This window comes from Paenibacillus sp. sg306046, assembly GCF_059821225.1.
This window is the reverse complement of record NZ_JCAMRT010000003.1, coordinates 246,281-263,286: the sequence shown is the minus strand read 5'-3', so window position 1 is coordinate 263,286 and position 17,006 is coordinate 246,281. Positions and strand designations below refer to the sequence as shown.

12 protein-coding genes are annotated in these 17,006 nt (G+C 60.6%); 11 read left to right on the top strand and 1 reads right to left on the bottom strand.

The features are described from left to right. Positions 1-39: 39 nt before the first annotated feature. The 11 genes from AC6ROY_RS04585 to AC6ROY_RS04535 all read left to right on the top strand — a co-directional run bounded on the left by AC6ROY_RS04585 (position 40) and on the right by AC6ROY_RS04535 (position 15,945). Positions 40-573: a Rieske 2Fe-2S domain-containing protein gene (locus AC6ROY_RS04585; RefSeq protein WP_500098847.1), complete on the top strand. Its 534-nt coding sequence runs from the start codon at positions 40-42 to the stop codon at positions 571-573. Further along, positions 563-760, top strand: a complete 198-nt coding sequence (locus AC6ROY_RS04580; protein WP_500098846.1) for a hypothetical protein — start codon at positions 563-565, stop codon at positions 758-760. The genes AC6ROY_RS04585 and AC6ROY_RS04580 overlap by 11 nt, the downstream gene beginning before the upstream one ends. Beyond that, positions 747-2,261, top strand: a complete 1,515-nt coding sequence (locus tag AC6ROY_RS04575) for a nitrate/nitrite transporter (RefSeq protein ID WP_500098844.1) — start codon at positions 747-749, stop codon at positions 2,259-2,261. The genes AC6ROY_RS04580 and AC6ROY_RS04575 overlap by 14 nt, the downstream gene beginning before the upstream one ends. A gap of 1 nt (position 2,262) precedes the next feature. Beyond that, the gene (locus tag AC6ROY_RS04570; protein WP_500098843.1) at positions 2,263-2,676 is read left to right on the top strand and encodes a hypothetical protein; all 414 of its coding nucleotides are present in this window, start codon (positions 2,263-2,265) and stop codon (positions 2,674-2,676) included. Beyond that, a complete protein-coding gene (locus AC6ROY_RS04565; protein WP_500098842.1) occupies positions 2,673-2,972 on the top strand; it encodes a hypothetical protein in 300 nt (99 codons plus the stop codon). Before AC6ROY_RS04570 ends, AC6ROY_RS04565 begins: the two co-directional genes overlap by 4 nt. Beyond that, entirely contained in the window at positions 2,969-3,688 is a 720-nt protein-coding gene (locus AC6ROY_RS04560) for a YwiC-like family protein (RefSeq protein ID WP_500098841.1), read from the top strand. The genes AC6ROY_RS04565 and AC6ROY_RS04560 overlap by 4 nt, the downstream gene beginning before the upstream one ends. Positions 3,689-3,914: 226 nt before the next feature. Next, entirely contained in the window at positions 3,915-5,639 is a 1,725-nt protein-coding gene (locus AC6ROY_RS04555) for a glycoside hydrolase family protein (protein ID WP_500098840.1), read from the top strand. A gap of 79 nt (positions 5,640-5,718) precedes the next feature. After that, positions 5,719-6,993: a ribulose-bisphosphate carboxylase large subunit family protein gene (locus AC6ROY_RS04550; protein WP_500098839.1), complete on the top strand. Its 1,275-nt coding sequence runs from the start codon at positions 5,719-5,721 to the stop codon at positions 6,991-6,993. Next, complete coding sequence (locus tag AC6ROY_RS04545; RefSeq protein WP_500098838.1) at positions 6,990-8,531, top strand: four-carbon acid sugar kinase family protein; 1,542 nt, start codon at positions 6,990-6,992, stop codon at positions 8,529-8,531. The genes AC6ROY_RS04550 and AC6ROY_RS04545 overlap by 4 nt, the downstream gene beginning before the upstream one ends. 15 nt (positions 8,532-8,546) lie before the next feature. Next, on the top strand, positions 8,547-11,933 hold the full coding sequence (locus tag AC6ROY_RS04540) for a glycoside hydrolase family 2 TIM barrel-domain containing protein (RefSeq protein ID WP_500098837.1): 3,387 nt from the start codon (positions 8,547-8,549) through the stop codon (positions 11,931-11,933). Continuing rightward, entirely contained in the window at positions 11,926-15,945 is a 4,020-nt protein-coding gene (locus AC6ROY_RS04535; protein WP_500098836.1) for a hypothetical protein, read from the top strand. The genes AC6ROY_RS04540 and AC6ROY_RS04535 overlap by 8 nt, the downstream gene beginning before the upstream one ends. Before the next feature lie 271 nt (positions 15,946-16,216). On the opposite strand, the gene AC6ROY_RS04530 is transcribed toward AC6ROY_RS04535, so the two are convergent. Beyond that, complete coding sequence (locus AC6ROY_RS04530) at positions 16,217-16,957, bottom strand: SDR family NAD(P)-dependent oxidoreductase (RefSeq protein ID WP_500098835.1); 741 nt, start codon at positions 16,955-16,957, stop codon at positions 16,217-16,219. Between the last annotated feature and the right edge of the window lie 49 nt (positions 16,958-17,006).

Sequence of the window (17,006 nt, the reverse complement as noted above, 5' to 3'; positions counted from 1 at the left end):
TTCCACAGAGCAGGCAGCACATTCCGGGGAGGTTTCGATATGGATAACAAGCATGCCAATACGAGCAATATTCCATTCGATGAAAATAATTACACCCATAATATTCATAAAAACAGGGAGCGTCTGCTTGACCGGCGCGGCTTTCTGAAGACGATGGTCGGTTCGGCCGGTATTTTTGCGGTATCGACGCTGCCATGGGGCACGCTGGCGGCCAAGGAGCTGATGGGCTGGGGACAGCAAAGCCACGCGCAGCAAAAAATTGCCGACGTTCAACAGCTGAAGGTCGGGGAAGCGCTCGAATTTGCTTATCCGAGCGAGCATGACTCTGCGCTGCTGGTTCGCCTCGGCGAGCATGAGTACAAGGCGTATCAGAACGCATGCACACATCTGAAATGCCCGGTTTTCTGGAGCAAGGAGCAGGAACGTCTCGTCTGCCCATGTCATCACGGCTTCTTCGACGTCAAGTCGGGCAGTCCGACGGCCGGACCTCCGCGCCGGCCGCTGCCGGAAATTACGCTTGCCGAGGAGAACGGCGCAATTTTCGCTACGGGAGTGAAGCGTTATGAAACGTAACTACAAAGCGATTGCGCTGCTCAGCCTGGTGCTGATGCTGAATATCGTGTGTACGCAGTATACGGTCAATCATTATTACCATCAGAAATACGAGCTGTCGATTTTATTTGCCGCCTTTAATCTTGTGTTGTTTCCGATTGCTGTGATCATATACCGAAAGGTGGAGCGCAAACGTGAAGGTCACTAAAGTCCAGTTGCCGCTGCAAACCCTCAGTCTCGTTTTGGGGTTTATGGTGTGGGTTATTTTGTCCTCGTTAATTTCCTACATTAAAGAGGATATTCAGCTTACGGCGGGACAGCTCGCCTGGGTGACAGCCATTCCGGTGTTGTTTGGCTCGATTTTGCGGATTCCGGTCGGCTACTGGACGAACCGCTACGGCGCGCGCAATTTGTTTGCGTACAGCTTCCTGCTTCTGCTGGCCCCGGTTGTGTGGGTCAGCATGGCCAGCTCGTTTTTTGACCTGATTATCGGCGGGCTGTTTCTGGGCATCGGGGGCGCGGTATTTTCCGTAGGCGTTACGTCGCTGCCGAAATATTACCCGAAGGAAAAACACGGCTTCGTCAACGGCATCTACGGGATCGGCAACCTGGGAACGGCGATTACGGCGTTTTCGGCTCCGGTCTTGGCCGGTTTTCTCGGCTGGCAGCAGACGGTGCTTGCGTATGCGGTTTTGCTCAGTATTTTCGCCATTCTGAACTTTACGCTCGGGGACCGCAAGGAGCCCAAGGTCATTACCTCGCTGTCCGAGCAAATCAAAGGTGTATACCGTAACGAAAAGCTGTGGTTGCTCTGCTTGTTTTATTTCATCACCTTCGGTTCGTTTGTAGCGTTCACCGTCTACTTGCCGAACTTTCTTGTATCGCATTTCGCGTTGTCCAAGGTCGATGCAGGGATGCGTACCGCCGGATTTATCGTCCTGGCGACGATTATGCGGCCGGTCGGCGGCTGGATGGGGGATAAATGGAACCCGTTTGCCATTCTGATGTTTGTATTCGGCGGGCTGACCGTCTCGGCGCTGCTGCTGTCCTTTGCTCCTTCGATTCAGCTGTACACCGTCGGCTGCCTGACGATCGCATTGTGCGCAGGCACCGGGAACGGGACCATCTTCAAGCTGGTTCCGCTCTATTTCACGAAGCAGGCCGGGATTGCCAACGGGTTAATTTCAGCGATGGGCGGATTGGGCGGATTTTTCCCGCCGCTGCTGCTGACGCTTATTTTCAACCTGACCGGACAATACGCGATCGGCTTTATGGCTTTATCGGAAATTGCGCTGGCGAGTCTCATTTTGGTCGTCTGGATGTTTTTCCAGGAGAAGCTCAGCTTGTCGGTCAGCATGGTGAATCAAACGTCGCAATGCATCATGGTGACGGACCCGCAAGGCATCATCCAGTCTGTCAACGGCTCCTTCACCGAGGTGACCGGCTATTCCGCCGAAGAAGCGGTAGGCCAAACGCCGCGCCTGCTCAAGTCGGGACGCCAGGACGACGTCTTCTACCGCAAGATGTGGCAGGCGCTGCGCGAGGATGGAAGCTGGCAAGGGGAAATCTGGAACAAGCGCAAAAACGGCGAGATTTACCTCGAATGGCTGACCGTCAACTGCATTCGCAGCGACGGAGGCGAGATCAAATATTTTACCGCCATGTTCAGTGATATGACACGCTCCAATACGCTCAAGGAGGTCATGTAACATGAGTGCCAAAAGTAATCGGATTGCGGAGTTTTTTCTCGATCTGTGCCTGATCCGGGAAAGCGGTCAGCCTGACCGCTTCGCCGCCTCGGTGGAACAGCTGCTCAAGGGGCTGTTCCCCGAGGCGGCCAGCTGGTACATGGAGGAGAAGCACGAGGAAGGCGTCGAAATTATGCTCGTCGAAATCAAGGGGCGGGGAAGCTGGGCAACGGAGGAGCAATTTCAGACGTATCTGGAGGAGGAAGCGCCGCCCCGGTTCTGGGAGTGGCTGCAGGGCTTTCGGATGCAGGTCGAGGTGAAGCGGCATGAGGAGTGCCGGCATTGCGGCTCCAAGGACGACAAGCCGCAGGCCGAAGCGGCACAAGCGGACGGGGCATTGCGCAACGTCGCAGCCGCAGGAGTGGAAGCGTCATGACGGGCTGGGAGAGTCTGCTGTCCGCTTATGAGGGAAGTCAGGTGCGTATCTGGATCGAGGACCGCTCCGGAGAGGAGCAAACGAAGCCGCAGCCCTTCGTGCTGCATAAGGTGAAGCAGACGGCAGACCGTCAGCAGCTGCTTTTTTATATCAACAAGGCGCAGTTTCTGTCGGTGCCGATCTTCGATGAAAGCTTGACCCGGCTGGAGCCTTCGGCTACCGGAGACTGCTTTGTCTCCCACGATCAGGCGGCCGAGCTGCATTACTGGATTTATTTCCAGAGGCACCTCGCATGAGAAAAGGATACGTGCCGAATCAGCATGGCGCCTGGTCGATGCTGCTCATTCCGTTTTTGTTCGGCCTGTTCGCCTCAGGCGCGGTCTGGCTGCACGGGCTGCTGTTCCTGTGCTGGCTGCTCGCCTACCTGTTTGCATACCCGCTCCTGCAAAGTATACGTACGAAGAAAACGGCGATTTATGCGGCTCCGCTGCGGCTGTATGGCATTTTGCTGCTGCCCGCCGGGGCGGCGCTGCTTATGGTGCGGCCTGAGCTGCTCATGTATGGTGTCGTGCTGCTTCCACTGTTCCTGATCAACTGCTGCTATGCCCGGATCAACCGGGAGCGGTCGCTGGTGAATGACCTCGCCGCCGTGACGATGTTCAGCTTGATGGTATTTATCTCCTATAATCTGGGCGGAGGTACGGACTGGCGGGTGGCAGTGGAGCTGTTTGCGCTCAGCATGCTGTATTTCATCGGGACTGTTTTCTTTGTAAAGTCCATTATTCGCGAGAAGCATAATGTCAAATACACGTACTTCTCCATCGGCTACCATGCGGCGCTGCTTGCGATTGCGCTGGTCATCTTCCCGCCGGGCATAGCTGTCGTGCTTGCGGTGCTGCTGATTCGTGCGATCTGGACGCCCCGCGTCAAGCTGTCCGTGAAGCAAAGCGGGATGCTGGAAATCGCTTATTCGGTTTTAGTCGCCTGCACCGTGCTGATTGTGTATGCGTAATCGGGGACGTTACAGGGTCGCTGAATCAGAGCAGCCATTCGAATCGGATGAACGGTACGTTTTTTAGGGTATAAGGGTCATTCTGCTGCGGCCGGATGGCTCTTTTTGGCGTAAGCGTCATCAACCCTTCTGAATAGCCGTTTCCCCCCATTGTTATTGCGTCGATGAACAATTAGGATGAGAACCATCGGCAGACAAGCCAAATTTTCAGCTAGGAGTGAGGACTATGAGCAGCAAGCAAATTCCCGATACGTTGATGTTGGAGGAGCGAGCGGCGCACGCGCTGCATGCGATGGTTGGAATGGCCGATCGTGAATACGGTTTCGTCCCTTTTTTTAGCGCAAATTTGATGTCAGATACCCCCTATATGACACACGGCGATTGGGATTATGGCTCATCGCACGGCCGGATGATCGACGGGATGATTTTGGCCCGTCACATGTCCGGCGAAACGATAGGGACGGAGGTCGAAGAGCGTTATAGGGCAAATCTGCTCTCTTTCTTCAAGGAAGACGGCATGAGCTACCGGCAGGTCAATCCAAACGGGCATTGGGAAGCCAATGCGAATCTGATCGACCAGCGCGCGGTCATCCTGTCGCTGACGACGTGGCTGATGACGACCGGTGACACGCGGGTGCGCGAGGTAGCCGACCGACATGTGGCCGCGCTCAAACGGATCGCAGTGAAGGAGCGGGATGTCTGGTATTACCCGGCTTCGGAATATACGGAGCAGGGCTGGCCGTCGGCCAACGGCGTGCAGCTGCGCCTTGCGCCCGATCCGGCCGCGTTCTGCGGACGGCTTGTGATGCCGCTGCTCAAGTATCATGAGCTGACCGGCAACGAGGATGCGCTGGAGCTGTGCCAGTTTTTCACCGCGATGATTATACACCGCAGCGGCGTCTTTAACGCCGACGGCAGCTTTAACGATTCGCTCGCCTATCGCAGCGGCCATTTCCATACGCGGATCGGGACGCTGGATGCGATTGCCCGTTTTGGGGCGTTTACCGGAGACGCTTCCATGATTGCGTGGGTGAAAAAATGCTACGACTGGGCGCTGACGAAATGTACGGCCTTCGGCTGGACGCCGGGCGATCTGCATGAGCAAGCGTATGAGCATGAAACCTGCTCGCTTGTAGACCTCATCTCCACCGGCATTTCGCTGGCCAAAAGCGGCTATGTGGAATATTGGGGCGTCGTGGAGCGGTTCCTCCGCAACCATCTGACCGAATCGCAGCTGCTTGATTTGAGCTGGGTGAAGGATAGCCGGGAGGTGCCGGCCGACATTCAAGGGCTGATCACGTATCGCGAGGTGGCGAAACGGACTCGCGGCTCGTTTGCCGGCTACTCCGCGCCAAATGATTTCTGCTGCGATGTCAATGAAGGCCGCGGCCATACGAGCGACCTGCAGCTTTGCTGCCTGGGCTCGGGCACCCGGGGGCTGTTTATGGGCTGGAGCAGTGCCATTACGGAGAAAAACGGCGCGGTCAGCGTCAATTTCCTGTTAAATCGCGGCTCGGCCTGGGTCGATGTAAGCAGCTATTTGCCGCATGAGGGCAAGGTCGTGCTGGAGGTCAACCAGGACATTCGACAGCTCAGCGTCCGCATCCCGGAATGGGCCGGCTTTACGAAGGTAGCGTTTACACGCGAATATGAAGGGACTGTGACGGAAGGAACGGGCAGTGAGCCAAGCCGCTGGCTGAACCGCCACTTCCTGCTGCTGGGCGCTGCCCGCGCAGGCGAACGCATCACGGTAAAGTTCCCGCTCAGCTTGCGCAAAACGACGGAAACGGCGATGAATCAGACATTTGAGACGTCCTGGCGGGGCGACGATGTTGTCGATATTACGCCACGCGGGACGAAGCATCCATTTTATAGCGGAAGAAAGGTGTTCGACCAGGCGCCGATGCGCGATGGACAATACCGTCGTCCCGACCACGAGCTGATCTGGTAATCGGGCTGGCAGAGAGCTGCTCGGCAAGCGCTGGTCTGGCAGCATGCCGGGCGGGGAGCTGAAGAGAGGAGTCGCAGGGATGATTGAGGAGCATGTAACGGCAACCTACTTGGTGGAAACACCGTTTACGCTGGAGCGGGCGGCGGAGGTGATTGCAGGCGAACAGTCTACAGGAACGTTTACTGCGGTGCCGGGTGAGACAGAGGCTTTGAAGGAGCGACATGGGGCCAAAATCGTGAGCGTCGAGCCGCTGGAAGCGGCGACTGCTCCATCGCTGCCGGGGGCGCTGACGCCTCCGGGTCACGACGGCTTGTATCGGCGCGGCATAGTAAAGGTGGCGTTCCCGGTGTGTAACTTCGGGCCCTCGCTGCCGAATTTGATGTCCGCGATTGCGGGTAATTTGTATGAGCTGCAGGAGCTGTCCGGGCTCCGTCTGCTGGACGTGGATTTGCCGCCCTCCTTTGCCGCTGCGTATCCGGGACCGAAGTTCGGCATTGACGGAACGCGGCGCTTGACGGGCGTCTACGGACGGCCTATTATTGGAACCATCGTGAAGCCAAGCGTCGGCTTGTCCGCGCAGCAGCTTGGCGAGCTGGTCGGCGAAATGGCGCTGGCCGGGCTTGACTTTGTGAAGGATGACGAGTTGAACGCAAATCCGCCGTATTTGCCGTTTCCGGATAAAGTGAAGGCGGTGATGGACGCCGTCAACCGGGCGGCGGATGCAACCGGGCGCAAGCTGATGTATGCCTTTCATATTACCGGTGATCTCGATGAGATGCGGCGGCATCATGATCTGGTCGTCGAAGCAGGGGGCAATTGCGTGATGGTCAGCATCAACAGCATTGGTCTGGCCGGTATGGCCTGGCTGAACCGCTATAGCGAGGTGCCGATTCATGCGCACCGCAACCAGTGGGGGCTGATGACGCGTTGCCCGCTGCTCGGGATGGAATTTAACGTGTATCAGAAGCTGTACCGGCTTGCGGGCGCAGACCAGCTGCATGTGAACGGCTTGAACAGCAAATTTTATGAAAGCAATGAATCGGTCGTCCGCTCGATCCGGGCTTGCGCAGAGCCGCTGTTTGGCGGCTACGGCACGATGCCGGTCGTGTCATCAGGCCAATGGGCCGGAACAGCCGAGGTCACGTACGCGAGCGCAGCGACCGTCGATGTGATGCATCTGGCGGGCGGCGGCATTCTCGCGCACCCCGACGGCCCGGCGGCAGGAGTGGAAAGCATGAAGCAGGGCTGGGAGGCAGCGGTGCAGGGCATCCCGGCGGACGTCTACGCGGCCGCGCATCCTGCGCTGGCGCGGGCGATGGGCAAGTTCGGCCGCAGTGCGGAGCCGCAGCGATGAGCGCGCGTGGGGTTGGGCGCGGAGTGCGCGTTGAAGCGAGGTCCGGAGAGGAAGTCGCGGAGCAGCGCGGGGTGTGCGCTGACTCCCCGACGCTGCGGCTGGCTTATTACGGCGACGACTTTACCGGGTCAACCGATGTGCTGGAAGCGCTGTCGGAGGCCGGGCTGCGGACGCTGCTGTTTCTGGAGCCGCCTTCGCCGGAGCTGCTGCAGCGCGAATTTCCGGATGTGGAATGCATCGGTGTTGCCGGGGTAGGCCGGTCGCTGACGCCGGACGAGATGGACCGGGAGCTTGGCCCGGTGCTGGATCGCTTGCGTTTATTGAAAGCCCGGATCGTGCATTACAAGGGCTGCTCAACCTTTGATTCATCGCCGCGTATCGGCAGCATCGGCCGGGCCATTGAGCTTGGCCGCGCGCGGTTCCGGGGCGGCCGTTACGTGCCGCTGCTGGTTGGCGTGCCGCGTCTCGGACGGTATACGGTGTTCGGCAACCATTTTGCGGCAGACGGGCGGGGCGGAATGGCTCGCCTGGATCGTCATCCGACAATGTCCCGGCACCCGGTTACGCCGATGGAGGAGGCCGATCTGCGGCTGCATCTGGCCGGTCAGACCGAGCTGCCGATCGGCTTGCTCGATGTGCTGGCGCTGGAGGGCGAGCCTGCGGCTGTCCGGCGCCGGCTGGAGTCGCTGCTGGACAGCTCGCCGGACATTGTGCTGATGGATGTGCTGGATGAGCCGAGACTGGAAGCGGCGGGCAGGCTGATCTGGGAGGAAGCCGAGCAAGCGGCTGCGGACGGAGAAAGCCTGTTTGCCGCAGGCTCGTCGGGAATTGAATACGCGTTGGCGGCGCATTGGCAGGCGGCAGGCTACATGGCCGACCGGCAGCTGCCTGCGAACGCTGGCAGTGAAGCTGCCGGTGAGGTCAGCCAACTGCTGGTCATCTCCGGCAGCTGCTCGCCGATGACGGCTGCCCAGCTGGCGTGGTCATTTGCCAACGGCTACGCAGGCATTCGCGTTCCCGTACGCGAGCTGCTGGACCCGGAGCAAAGCGACCGGGTGCATAGCGAGCTGCTGGCAGATGCGCTGCTGCTGCTGGCGGAAGGGCGCAGCGTGGTGCTGTATACAGCCGTCGGTCCGGAGGATGTGGAGCCGCAGCTCCCGGCTGTTTTAACCGCGGAGGGAAGTGCGGGAATGCAAGCGGATACAAGGAGCGGACAGGCGCCGCATGCAAGCGCCAGTTCCGCGGAGCAGCCGTCCGATGCCAGGCGCGAGCTGGGCATTCGGCTCGGACGGCTCGCTCGCGAGCTGATCGCCGCGACCGGGCTGCCGCGTCTGCTGGTGGCGGGCGGGGATACTTCCGGCTACGTGACCCGCGAGCTGGGCATTTACGCGCTCGGCTGGCTCGGCAGCATGACGCCGGGGGCGCCTTTATGCCGGGCGTACAGCTCGAACCCGCGCCTGGACGGGCTTCAGCTTGTGCTGAAGGGCGGTCAGATGGGCGGGGAGCATTTATTCGAACAAGTGCGCAACGGACGATAACAAGGGGGAAACGGGATGGAAAAACAGATCACCTCAGATTGGATAGAAAGCGGTTTCTTGCAGGCGGGCCGCCATGCCGACAATGCGAAAGCTTCTGACAACACCGAATGTCCAGATGGAGCCTGGCGGCAGGACGGTCATCCGGCGCGAGACTGGACCGATCCGCTGACGCTTGGACGCCGCGTGGAAGCGCCGCATGCGTTGTCCATTCCGTATGCGGATGTCCGGTCGGCTCTGGCGGATGAGCGGGGCTTGTCACCGTATTTTCTGCTGCTGAACGGCCAATGGTCGTTTCGTTATGCGGATAGTCCGGAGGAAGCGCCGGACGGCTTCGAGCAGCCGGATTATGTGGAGCAGGGCTGGGACAGCCTGCCGGTGCCTGCGAACTGGCAGCTGCACGGCTACGGCACCCCGCTGTATTCCAGCTGCCCGTATCCGTTCCCGGTCGATCCGCCGCATCTGCCCTTGGCGAACCCGACCGGCTGCTACCGCCGCGCCTTCCGGCTGCCGGGCGGCTGGCAGGCGCGGCGAACGCTGCTTGCCTTCGAGGGCGTCGATGCGGCTTTTCACGTGTGGGTGAACGGCAAGCTGGCCGGTTACGGGCAGGGCAGCCATTATCCGCATGAGTTTGACGTGACGGATTTCGTGCAGCCTGGGGACAACTGGGTTGCTGTACGTGTATACCAATGGTGTGCGGGCAGCTACCTGGAGGATCAGGATAAATGGCGGCTAAGCGGCATTTTCCGCGATGTGTATCTGTTGTCCGTCCCGGCTGTACGCCTCGCTGACGCCGGTGTGCGCACCCGGCTCGACGGGGAAGGCGGCGGTGAGCTGGAGGTCAGTCTTACGCTCGCTTGCCGGGGCGGCGCGACAGCAGGGGGCCAGGCTGTACGGCTCGTGCTGCTGGAGGGCTGCGATCCGGCCGCGATCATAAGGCATGAAGCGAGGCTGATCGGTGAAGCCTTTGCCCCGGATGAAAACGGCATCCCGCAAGGCAAGCTGACGATCGGCCTGTCGAGCGTGCGCGCCTGGTCAGCCGAGGAGCCGTTTCTATACACGCTGCTGCTGGAGCTGACGGATGCGGCGGGTGAGGTGCAGGAGGTGCGGCGGGTACCGGTCGGGTTTCGCGAGCTGCGAATTGAAGACGGCCGCCTGCTGGTCAATGGCTCCCCGGTGATCATTCGCGGCGTGAATCGCAATGAATTTGACCCGCTGCTTGGCTTCGTCGTCACCCAGGCGTCGATGCTGGAGGACATTTTGCTCATGAAGCGGCATAACATCAACACGGTGCGCACCTCGCATTATCCGAACGACAAGCGCTGGCTCGATTTGTGCGACCGCTACGGCTTGTATGTGATTGATGAGGCGGATCTCGAAACGCACGGCTTCGTACTTGCGGGCGGCGACGAAAGCCGCTTGTCCGACGATCCGGCATGGCGCGAGCCTTATATGGACCGGATGATTCGGCTGGTGGAGCGGGATAAAAACCATCCGTCCGTCATCGTCTGGTCGCTCGGCAATGAATCCGGATTCGGCTGCAATCACGAAGCGATGGCCGACTGGGTGCGGTCGGTCGATCCGACGCGGCCTGTCCACTATGAGCGGGCCTATGAAGCGCCAGCTGTCGATATTGTCAGCTCGATGTATCCGTCAGTGGATATGCTGATCGCGGAAGGGAAAAAGACGGACAGCCGTCCGTATCTGATGGTTGAATTCGGGCATGCGATGGGCAATTCACTCGGTAATCAGCAGGAATATTGGGACGCCGTCTATACGTATCCCCGGCTGCTTGGCGGGCTGATCTGGGAGTGGGCTGACATGGGGCTGCGCCGGACCGGCGCGGACGGCAGCGAGGAATACGCGTACGGGGGCCAGTATGGCGACGAGCCGCACAGCGGGCATTTTTGCATTGACGGGCTGCTGTTTCCGGACCGGAGCTTGAAGCCTGCGATGCTTGAATACAAGAAGGCGATTGAGCCGGTGAAGGTCGAAAGCGTACAACCGCACGATGGCCTGCTTCGGATCAAGAACCGCTACGACATTGTGACGCTGGAGCATGTGCTGGCGGAGTGGACGTTATACCGCGATCATATCGCCCTGGAGCATGGTGAGCTGCCCGCATTGGCCATTCCGCCGGGCGGCGCTCAGGAAGTACGGATTCCATATGCGTCCGTATTGGAAGAAGCGGGCTGCGAGTATTGGCTGCATGTGCGCTTTACGCTTAGGCAGGCTACTGCCTGGGCGCCGAAGGGACATGAAATCGCTTGGGCGGATGTGCCGCTCGCCAGCAGAGTCGCAGCAGCCTCAGCATCCATCCCGCAGGCGGAGGAGCTGCCCACCGACAGCAAGCCGGACATTTCGGGTCAGCCGCTGCTGCAGGTAGAAGAGGACGGCCGGCTGGTTCGGGTGACTGGAGACGACTTTACGCTGACGTTCCGGCTGGATACCGGGCAGCTCGCCGACTGGCAGAGCTGCGGCACAAAGCTGCTGGAGGAAGGGCCCCGGCTGCAGCTGTGGCGGGCGCCTGTCGACAATGATGTGCATTTGGCCAAGGAGTGGCGCAAGTTCAAGTATGACAAGCTGGCAGCCAGCCCGCGAGCCGTCTCGTACCGGGTGATCGACCATCGGGCCGTCCAATGGGTCGTGCGCGAGTCGATTGGCGCAAAAGGCGAAGCGATTGCCTTTCTGGCTGAAACGGTGTACACGCTGTTCGGCAACGGTGAACTGGCGGTACAGACACGAATGGCTGCCGCCCGGGATGAGCTGCCGCCGCTGCCGCGCTTCGGGATGCAGCTGGCGCTGCCTGCTGTGTGCGACCGGCTGACCTGGTTTGGCCGAGGGCCGCATGAATGTTATCCTGACCGCAAAGCCAGCGGCAAGCTCGGCTTGTTTAGCGGAACGGTCGAGGATCAGCTTGTTCCTTACATCAAGCCTCAGGAAACAGGAAACAAAGCCGATGTACGCTGGGGCGCTGCAACGAATCACAACGGCGGCGGGCTGTTGGTCGCAGGCGAGCCGCTGGTTGATTTAAGTGTCCATCCGTTTACGCTGCAGCAGCTGACGGCGGCCAAGAAGCGGGCTGATCTGACCCGCGCGGATCGGATGTACCTATACATCGACAGCCGTCAAACGGGGATCGGCAATCATAGCTGCGGCTACGCGCCTACTTTGCCTGCGTACCTGCTGCAGCCGGAGGCGCTTTACGAGCTGAGCTTCCGGCTGAAGCCCGCCGTGCCGGAGGCATGCTCACTGCCAGCCGCTGCGAGGGAGCTGCGGACGGCGGGGCCGGTTCCGTGGCCGACGGCGTCCTGGCCGGAGCAAGAGGCAGCAAGCAGGATCGCGTCATCGGGCAGCGCAGGCCGTACCGAAGCGGTTCAGGAGGAGGGACAAGTGCATGCTTGAGTTAAGGCAGCGATTTGCGCAGGCCGATCCCCGGTTTGGCCCGGTTCCGTTCTGGTGGTGGAGCGCAGAGCCGGTGACAGAGGAGCGGATTCGCTGGCAGCTGGAAAAATTTCGCCGGGGCGGCCTGCGGAACATCGGCATCATTAATATGGCTCCGACCGGGCCGCAATACGGCTCGGATGGCGATGATCCGGTCTATGGCAGCGAGCCATGGTGGTCGCTGTTTGGCTTTACGGTCCGCGAGGCGGCGAGGCTCGGCATGCGGGTATGGTTTTATGACCAGATCGGCTTCTGCGGGTCCAATCTGCTGGCGCGCATCGTCGCCGAGCGACCCGATTGCGCGGGCTACCAGCTCCGGCGATTTGCGCCGGAGGAGCAGCTGCCGGAGCTGGCGGTGCGGCTGTATGCGGACGAAGGAGCCGTCTATGCGGCGGTGCGCCAAGGCTTCAACTGGCTGGACCCGGCTGCCGCAGGCGAGCTGATGAACCGGGTTCATGGCGAAATGGAACGCCGCTTTGGCCCGGAGCTGGGCCGCGCCATTGCAGGCAGCTTCCAGGACGAGCTGCCGCCGCTGCCGCTCTGGACCCCAGCGCTTGACGCGGTGTACCGCGAGCGATTCGGCGAGGAGCTGGCTCCGCTGCTGCCTGCGCTGTTCGATCCGCTGCCCGGCGCGGCGACGATTCGCCGCCGGGTATACCGACTGGCGGCGGAGCTGGCCGAGCAGTCCTGGTTTATCCCGCTTGGCGACTGGCACCGGCGCCATGGCCTGCTGCTTGGCTGCGACCAGGCCGGCCCGGCCCGCCGGGCCGATCCGAACGGAGCGCAGCGGCTGTATTTGGACTATTTCCGCACCCATCGCTGGTACAATGCGCCGGGAACCGACATGGACGGGGAAATCAAGCCGCATTCCTCGATGGCGCATTTGCATGGAGACGGAAGCTCGCGGGTATGGCTGGAAGGCTTTCATTCGAGCGGCTGGGGCGGCACGCTGGAGGAAACGATGCATTGGCTCATTCCATGGCTGCAGGCCGGAGCGACCTTATACAGCCCGCATTCGGTGTACTACAGCACACGGGGCGGCTGGTGGGAGTGGGCGCCGCCGGATACGGGCTGGAGACAGCCCTATTTTGACCATTACCCGATTTTCGCCGATACGGTCAGCCGGGTGTGCGCGCTGCTGAGCGAAGGGGTGCATGTGTGCGAGGTAGCGGTGCATTATCCGTCCTATGCGGTGTGCGGTCATCTGTCGTTAAGCGACGGGGGCGCTCTGGAGCATCCGATGGTGCTGTCCAACCGCGAGCCGAATGAGACGGTAACCCACCTGCAGCGGGTATACCGGAGCGTCGCAGGCAGCTGGAACCGGCGGGATCAGGATCGTCCAGGCGCGCTCAAGCAGGCCAACATTGACTTCGATATTGCCGACGACGCGGCGCTGGCCAAGTCAATCCCGTCCGGACGCAGCCTGCGGATTGCGGAGGAAACGTTTGCGGCCCTGCTGCTGTGCGGTACGACGCTGATGGATGCCGAGGCGCGCGAACGGATTGACGCATGGATGGCACAGGGCGGACTGGTCGTCGGGGTGGAGGTTCCTGCCGAGGAGCAAAACTGGCCTGGCGTCATCTACGCAGAGAGCGCGGAAGCGGCGGTTGCGCTGCTTGCGCCGCGGCTGGAGCCGTCCGTGCAGGGCGGCGGAGCGACGCTGCAACGGCGGACGCCGGAGGCCGATATTTTCCTGCTGCTTCCAGTCGAGGGGGAAGAAGGCTTGCTGACGCTGCATGAGCCTTCGCGGCCGGAACGATCGGCTCCGGAGCGGACGCGTTATCGGCTGCGGACCGCGCGTGAGCCGGAGCTGTGGAATCCGGTCACCGGCGAGTCGGAGCGAATCGCGTACCGGCGTGATGGCGACTGGATTGAAATTGAGGCGACGTTCGACGCTTGGCCGGCAGCGCTGGTCGTTTGCGTGGATAGCCCGGCACGGGATGAGGTGAACCAGGCTGCTGACGGCAGCGGACGTCTGGAGGTAAGCGCAGGGGCAGAGCAGGTGGCGCCGGAGCGAGGGCAGGCATTTGATTCCGCCGGATACGGCGGCCGCCACATTCAACCGGCCCGTACCGGCCGGCGGCTCGCCGCCGGACGTGAGTCTCTGGCGGTGACAGACTGGCAGGTGCAGGCGATTCGCACACTGGATAACCGGTACGGCGATTTCGATTTACACAGCCTTGAGGGCGCAAATCCGGTATCGGGTGAGCAGGACGATCGCGGGGACGGTCTCGGATCGACGGATGCTGCCGACGCGTTGATGCCGACGGAGCGGCGCAGCCTGTTGATGCGTCTGGAGGAAGCCGGAACGGCAGCGGATGACTGGCATAAGCCGGAATATGACGATGCGGACTGGACGACGCGTTTATGGAGCGAGGCGACTTATTTCCGCGTATGCCGCGGAGAGCGCTACGAGGACAGTAAAGCGCAGTCTGCGGTGTTCAGCCGCGTGTTCGGCGATTTATCCATTCGCCCGTGGGCCGGACGGATGGGGCGGGTGCCGCGCCGCTTCCTGACGCTGGGCCGGGTCGGGCCGGAGGAATGGGCGTGGGCCAAAACGTATGTCGTAGCGCCTGCAGCAGGTACCTACTGGATTCGGCTGGAAAGCAATGCCACGATATTAGGCACGGTAAACGGCGAAGCGGTGAACTGGAGCGGCGGTCCGGAGGAACAAACGGGCTGGATTCAGCTGCAGGCGGGAGCTAATGAGCTGCTGCTGCAAGCCCGTCCTGCCGGTAAAGGACCGATGCGCGCCGCCGTTGAAATTAGCGCACAGGCGCGTCCGGCGCTGCCCAAGTGGCTGTACACCCGGCATCCCCACGGAAAATCCCAACTGTCGGTAAAGCTGCATGCCGCTGCCGGGCATTCGGTCGAGCGGGTCCGGGTTATATTTGCCGCTCGCGGGCGGGCGATCCTTGTTGTCAACGGGGTGAAGCTGACCGAGCATGGCGACTATAATCCGTACATTCGTCAAGGTCAGGAGGAAGTCGACCTTACCGCCTGCTGGCGCACGGGAGACAATGAACTTGTGATTGAGCTGCCGGAAGGCAAAGGCGAAGTGTTTGTCGACGGGCTGATCGAGCTGGCCAGCGGAGAAAAGCTGCCGTTCTCCACAGGCGCGGATTGGACGGATGAGGCGGGCCGCGAGCCGGGCATTTTCCACGCTGCGGTGCTGCAGTATGCGGAGACGGAGTCGTTGTGGCTGTCGCCGCGCCCGCATCCGCTGCCGGATGTCGGCTGGCTGATGCCGGAGCATGTCGCTGATCCAAGGCCACTGCCGCTGCTGGCTGATCCAGCTCAGCTGGGCAGGCCGGTATGGTTCCGCTTTCCGGTGCCTGTCGGCGCATACCGGATGCGGCTCGCCTGCGAAGGCGCAGCGCGTGTCTGGATCGGGGGCGAGGAGGCGGAGGTCCGCGACGGCGTCGCGGAGTTTCCGGCGCAGCCGGGGGGCGCGCTGGCGGCTATCCGCATCAAGCCTTCCGGCGATCGGACGGAAGCGGCCGTGCTGCTCGGCCCGATCCGCTTCGACACCGTCGCAGCGCCAGGCAGGCTGGGCGACTGGCGGACGGCGCTGGGCTTGCCGCATCACAGCGGCATCGTGGAGTACGAGGCCGAGCTGCAGACGGACGCATGGTGTGAGGCTGTGCTGGACCTCGGCCATGTGCGGGGCACAGCCGAGGCATGGCTCGACGGGCAGCCGCTAGGCGTCAGGCTGTGGAAGCCGTACCGCTTTGAGCTGAACGGACCTTTGCCGGCCGGTCGGCATACATTGACCGTGCGCGTGGCGAACACGCTGGGCGCGCATTATGAAGTCGGGCGTCCGACCAATCTGGTCGGAAGCAGCCCGGACATGACGTACTGGAGCAGTGGCAGACCGCATGAGGCAGCATGGCAGCCGTGGTTTGCATCGGGCGGTCTGTACGGGCCGGTGACGCTGCAGGAGCAAACAGCCGAGCAGGAGTCGCACGATTAGGATTAGGCCGGGGGCACATATGCCGAACACAGGCAGAGCGTACAGCGGTGTTAACGCCGCCTGCCGGGAGGCGAGCGCGCGCCGCCGCGCCAGAAAGCCTTGTCGTCGCGGCTTATGACAGGGGCATTTTCTCGCGTAGAAATAAGTACGGCAGGAAGCTGCAATAAAAACGGTTGGCTTCAGCTTCAAGCGGGGGACTGAAAAAGTCCATCTCATAGAAAGGCACAGTCTCTTTAAGAAGGTCGAAGAGACTGTGCCTTGTTTATGCTCTCTAGATCACCATGCCATTATTGGGACTGACAATCTGCCCCGTCATCGAATCCTGTGTAAGAATGGCGCAAATCAAATCTGCAATATCCTCGGGTGAGGAAATCCGTTGCAGCGGAAGAGCGCCGCTTAATCTTTTCATTTTTTCCTCTTCTCCCTCCCACCAGCGTGTCGCTACTGCAGCAGGGGCTATGCAATTCACCCGGATTTCCGGGGCAAGGGCGTGAGCCAGTGATTTGGTCAGTCCGTGAACAGCTGCCTTGGAAACCGCGTATGGCAGGGACGAGCCAGAGCCGGTAATTCCGGCAATACTTCCTATATTCAGAATAGCTCCCATTTTATTTCTCTTTAAGATCGGAGCAACGGCTCGCGCACAATGAAACATGCCTTTCAGATTTACGTCCAGTACATAGCCCCATATATCATCTGTTACCGCCTCTAAGTCGGATAATTCAATTTGTCTTGTTACACTCGCATTGTTAACCAGAAAATGAATATTCCCATAATGGGATAATGCTTTTTTAACCATGTCACGAACTTCATTGTCTTGAGATACATCGGCTTGAGCAAGCAGAACTTCCGCGCCGATTTCTTCAAGCTCTTGGGCTGCATACCTCGCTTCCTGCTCCGAACGATTATAATTCAGCACGATCTTGGCGCGTTTATCAGCAAGCTTTTTGCAGGTGGCTTTTCCAATTCCTGTGGCCCCGCCAGTTACGATCACGACTTTGTTGGCAATGTCCATCATGTCACTTCCTTGTCAGCAATTTTATGCCTTTAGGCACATTCAAATA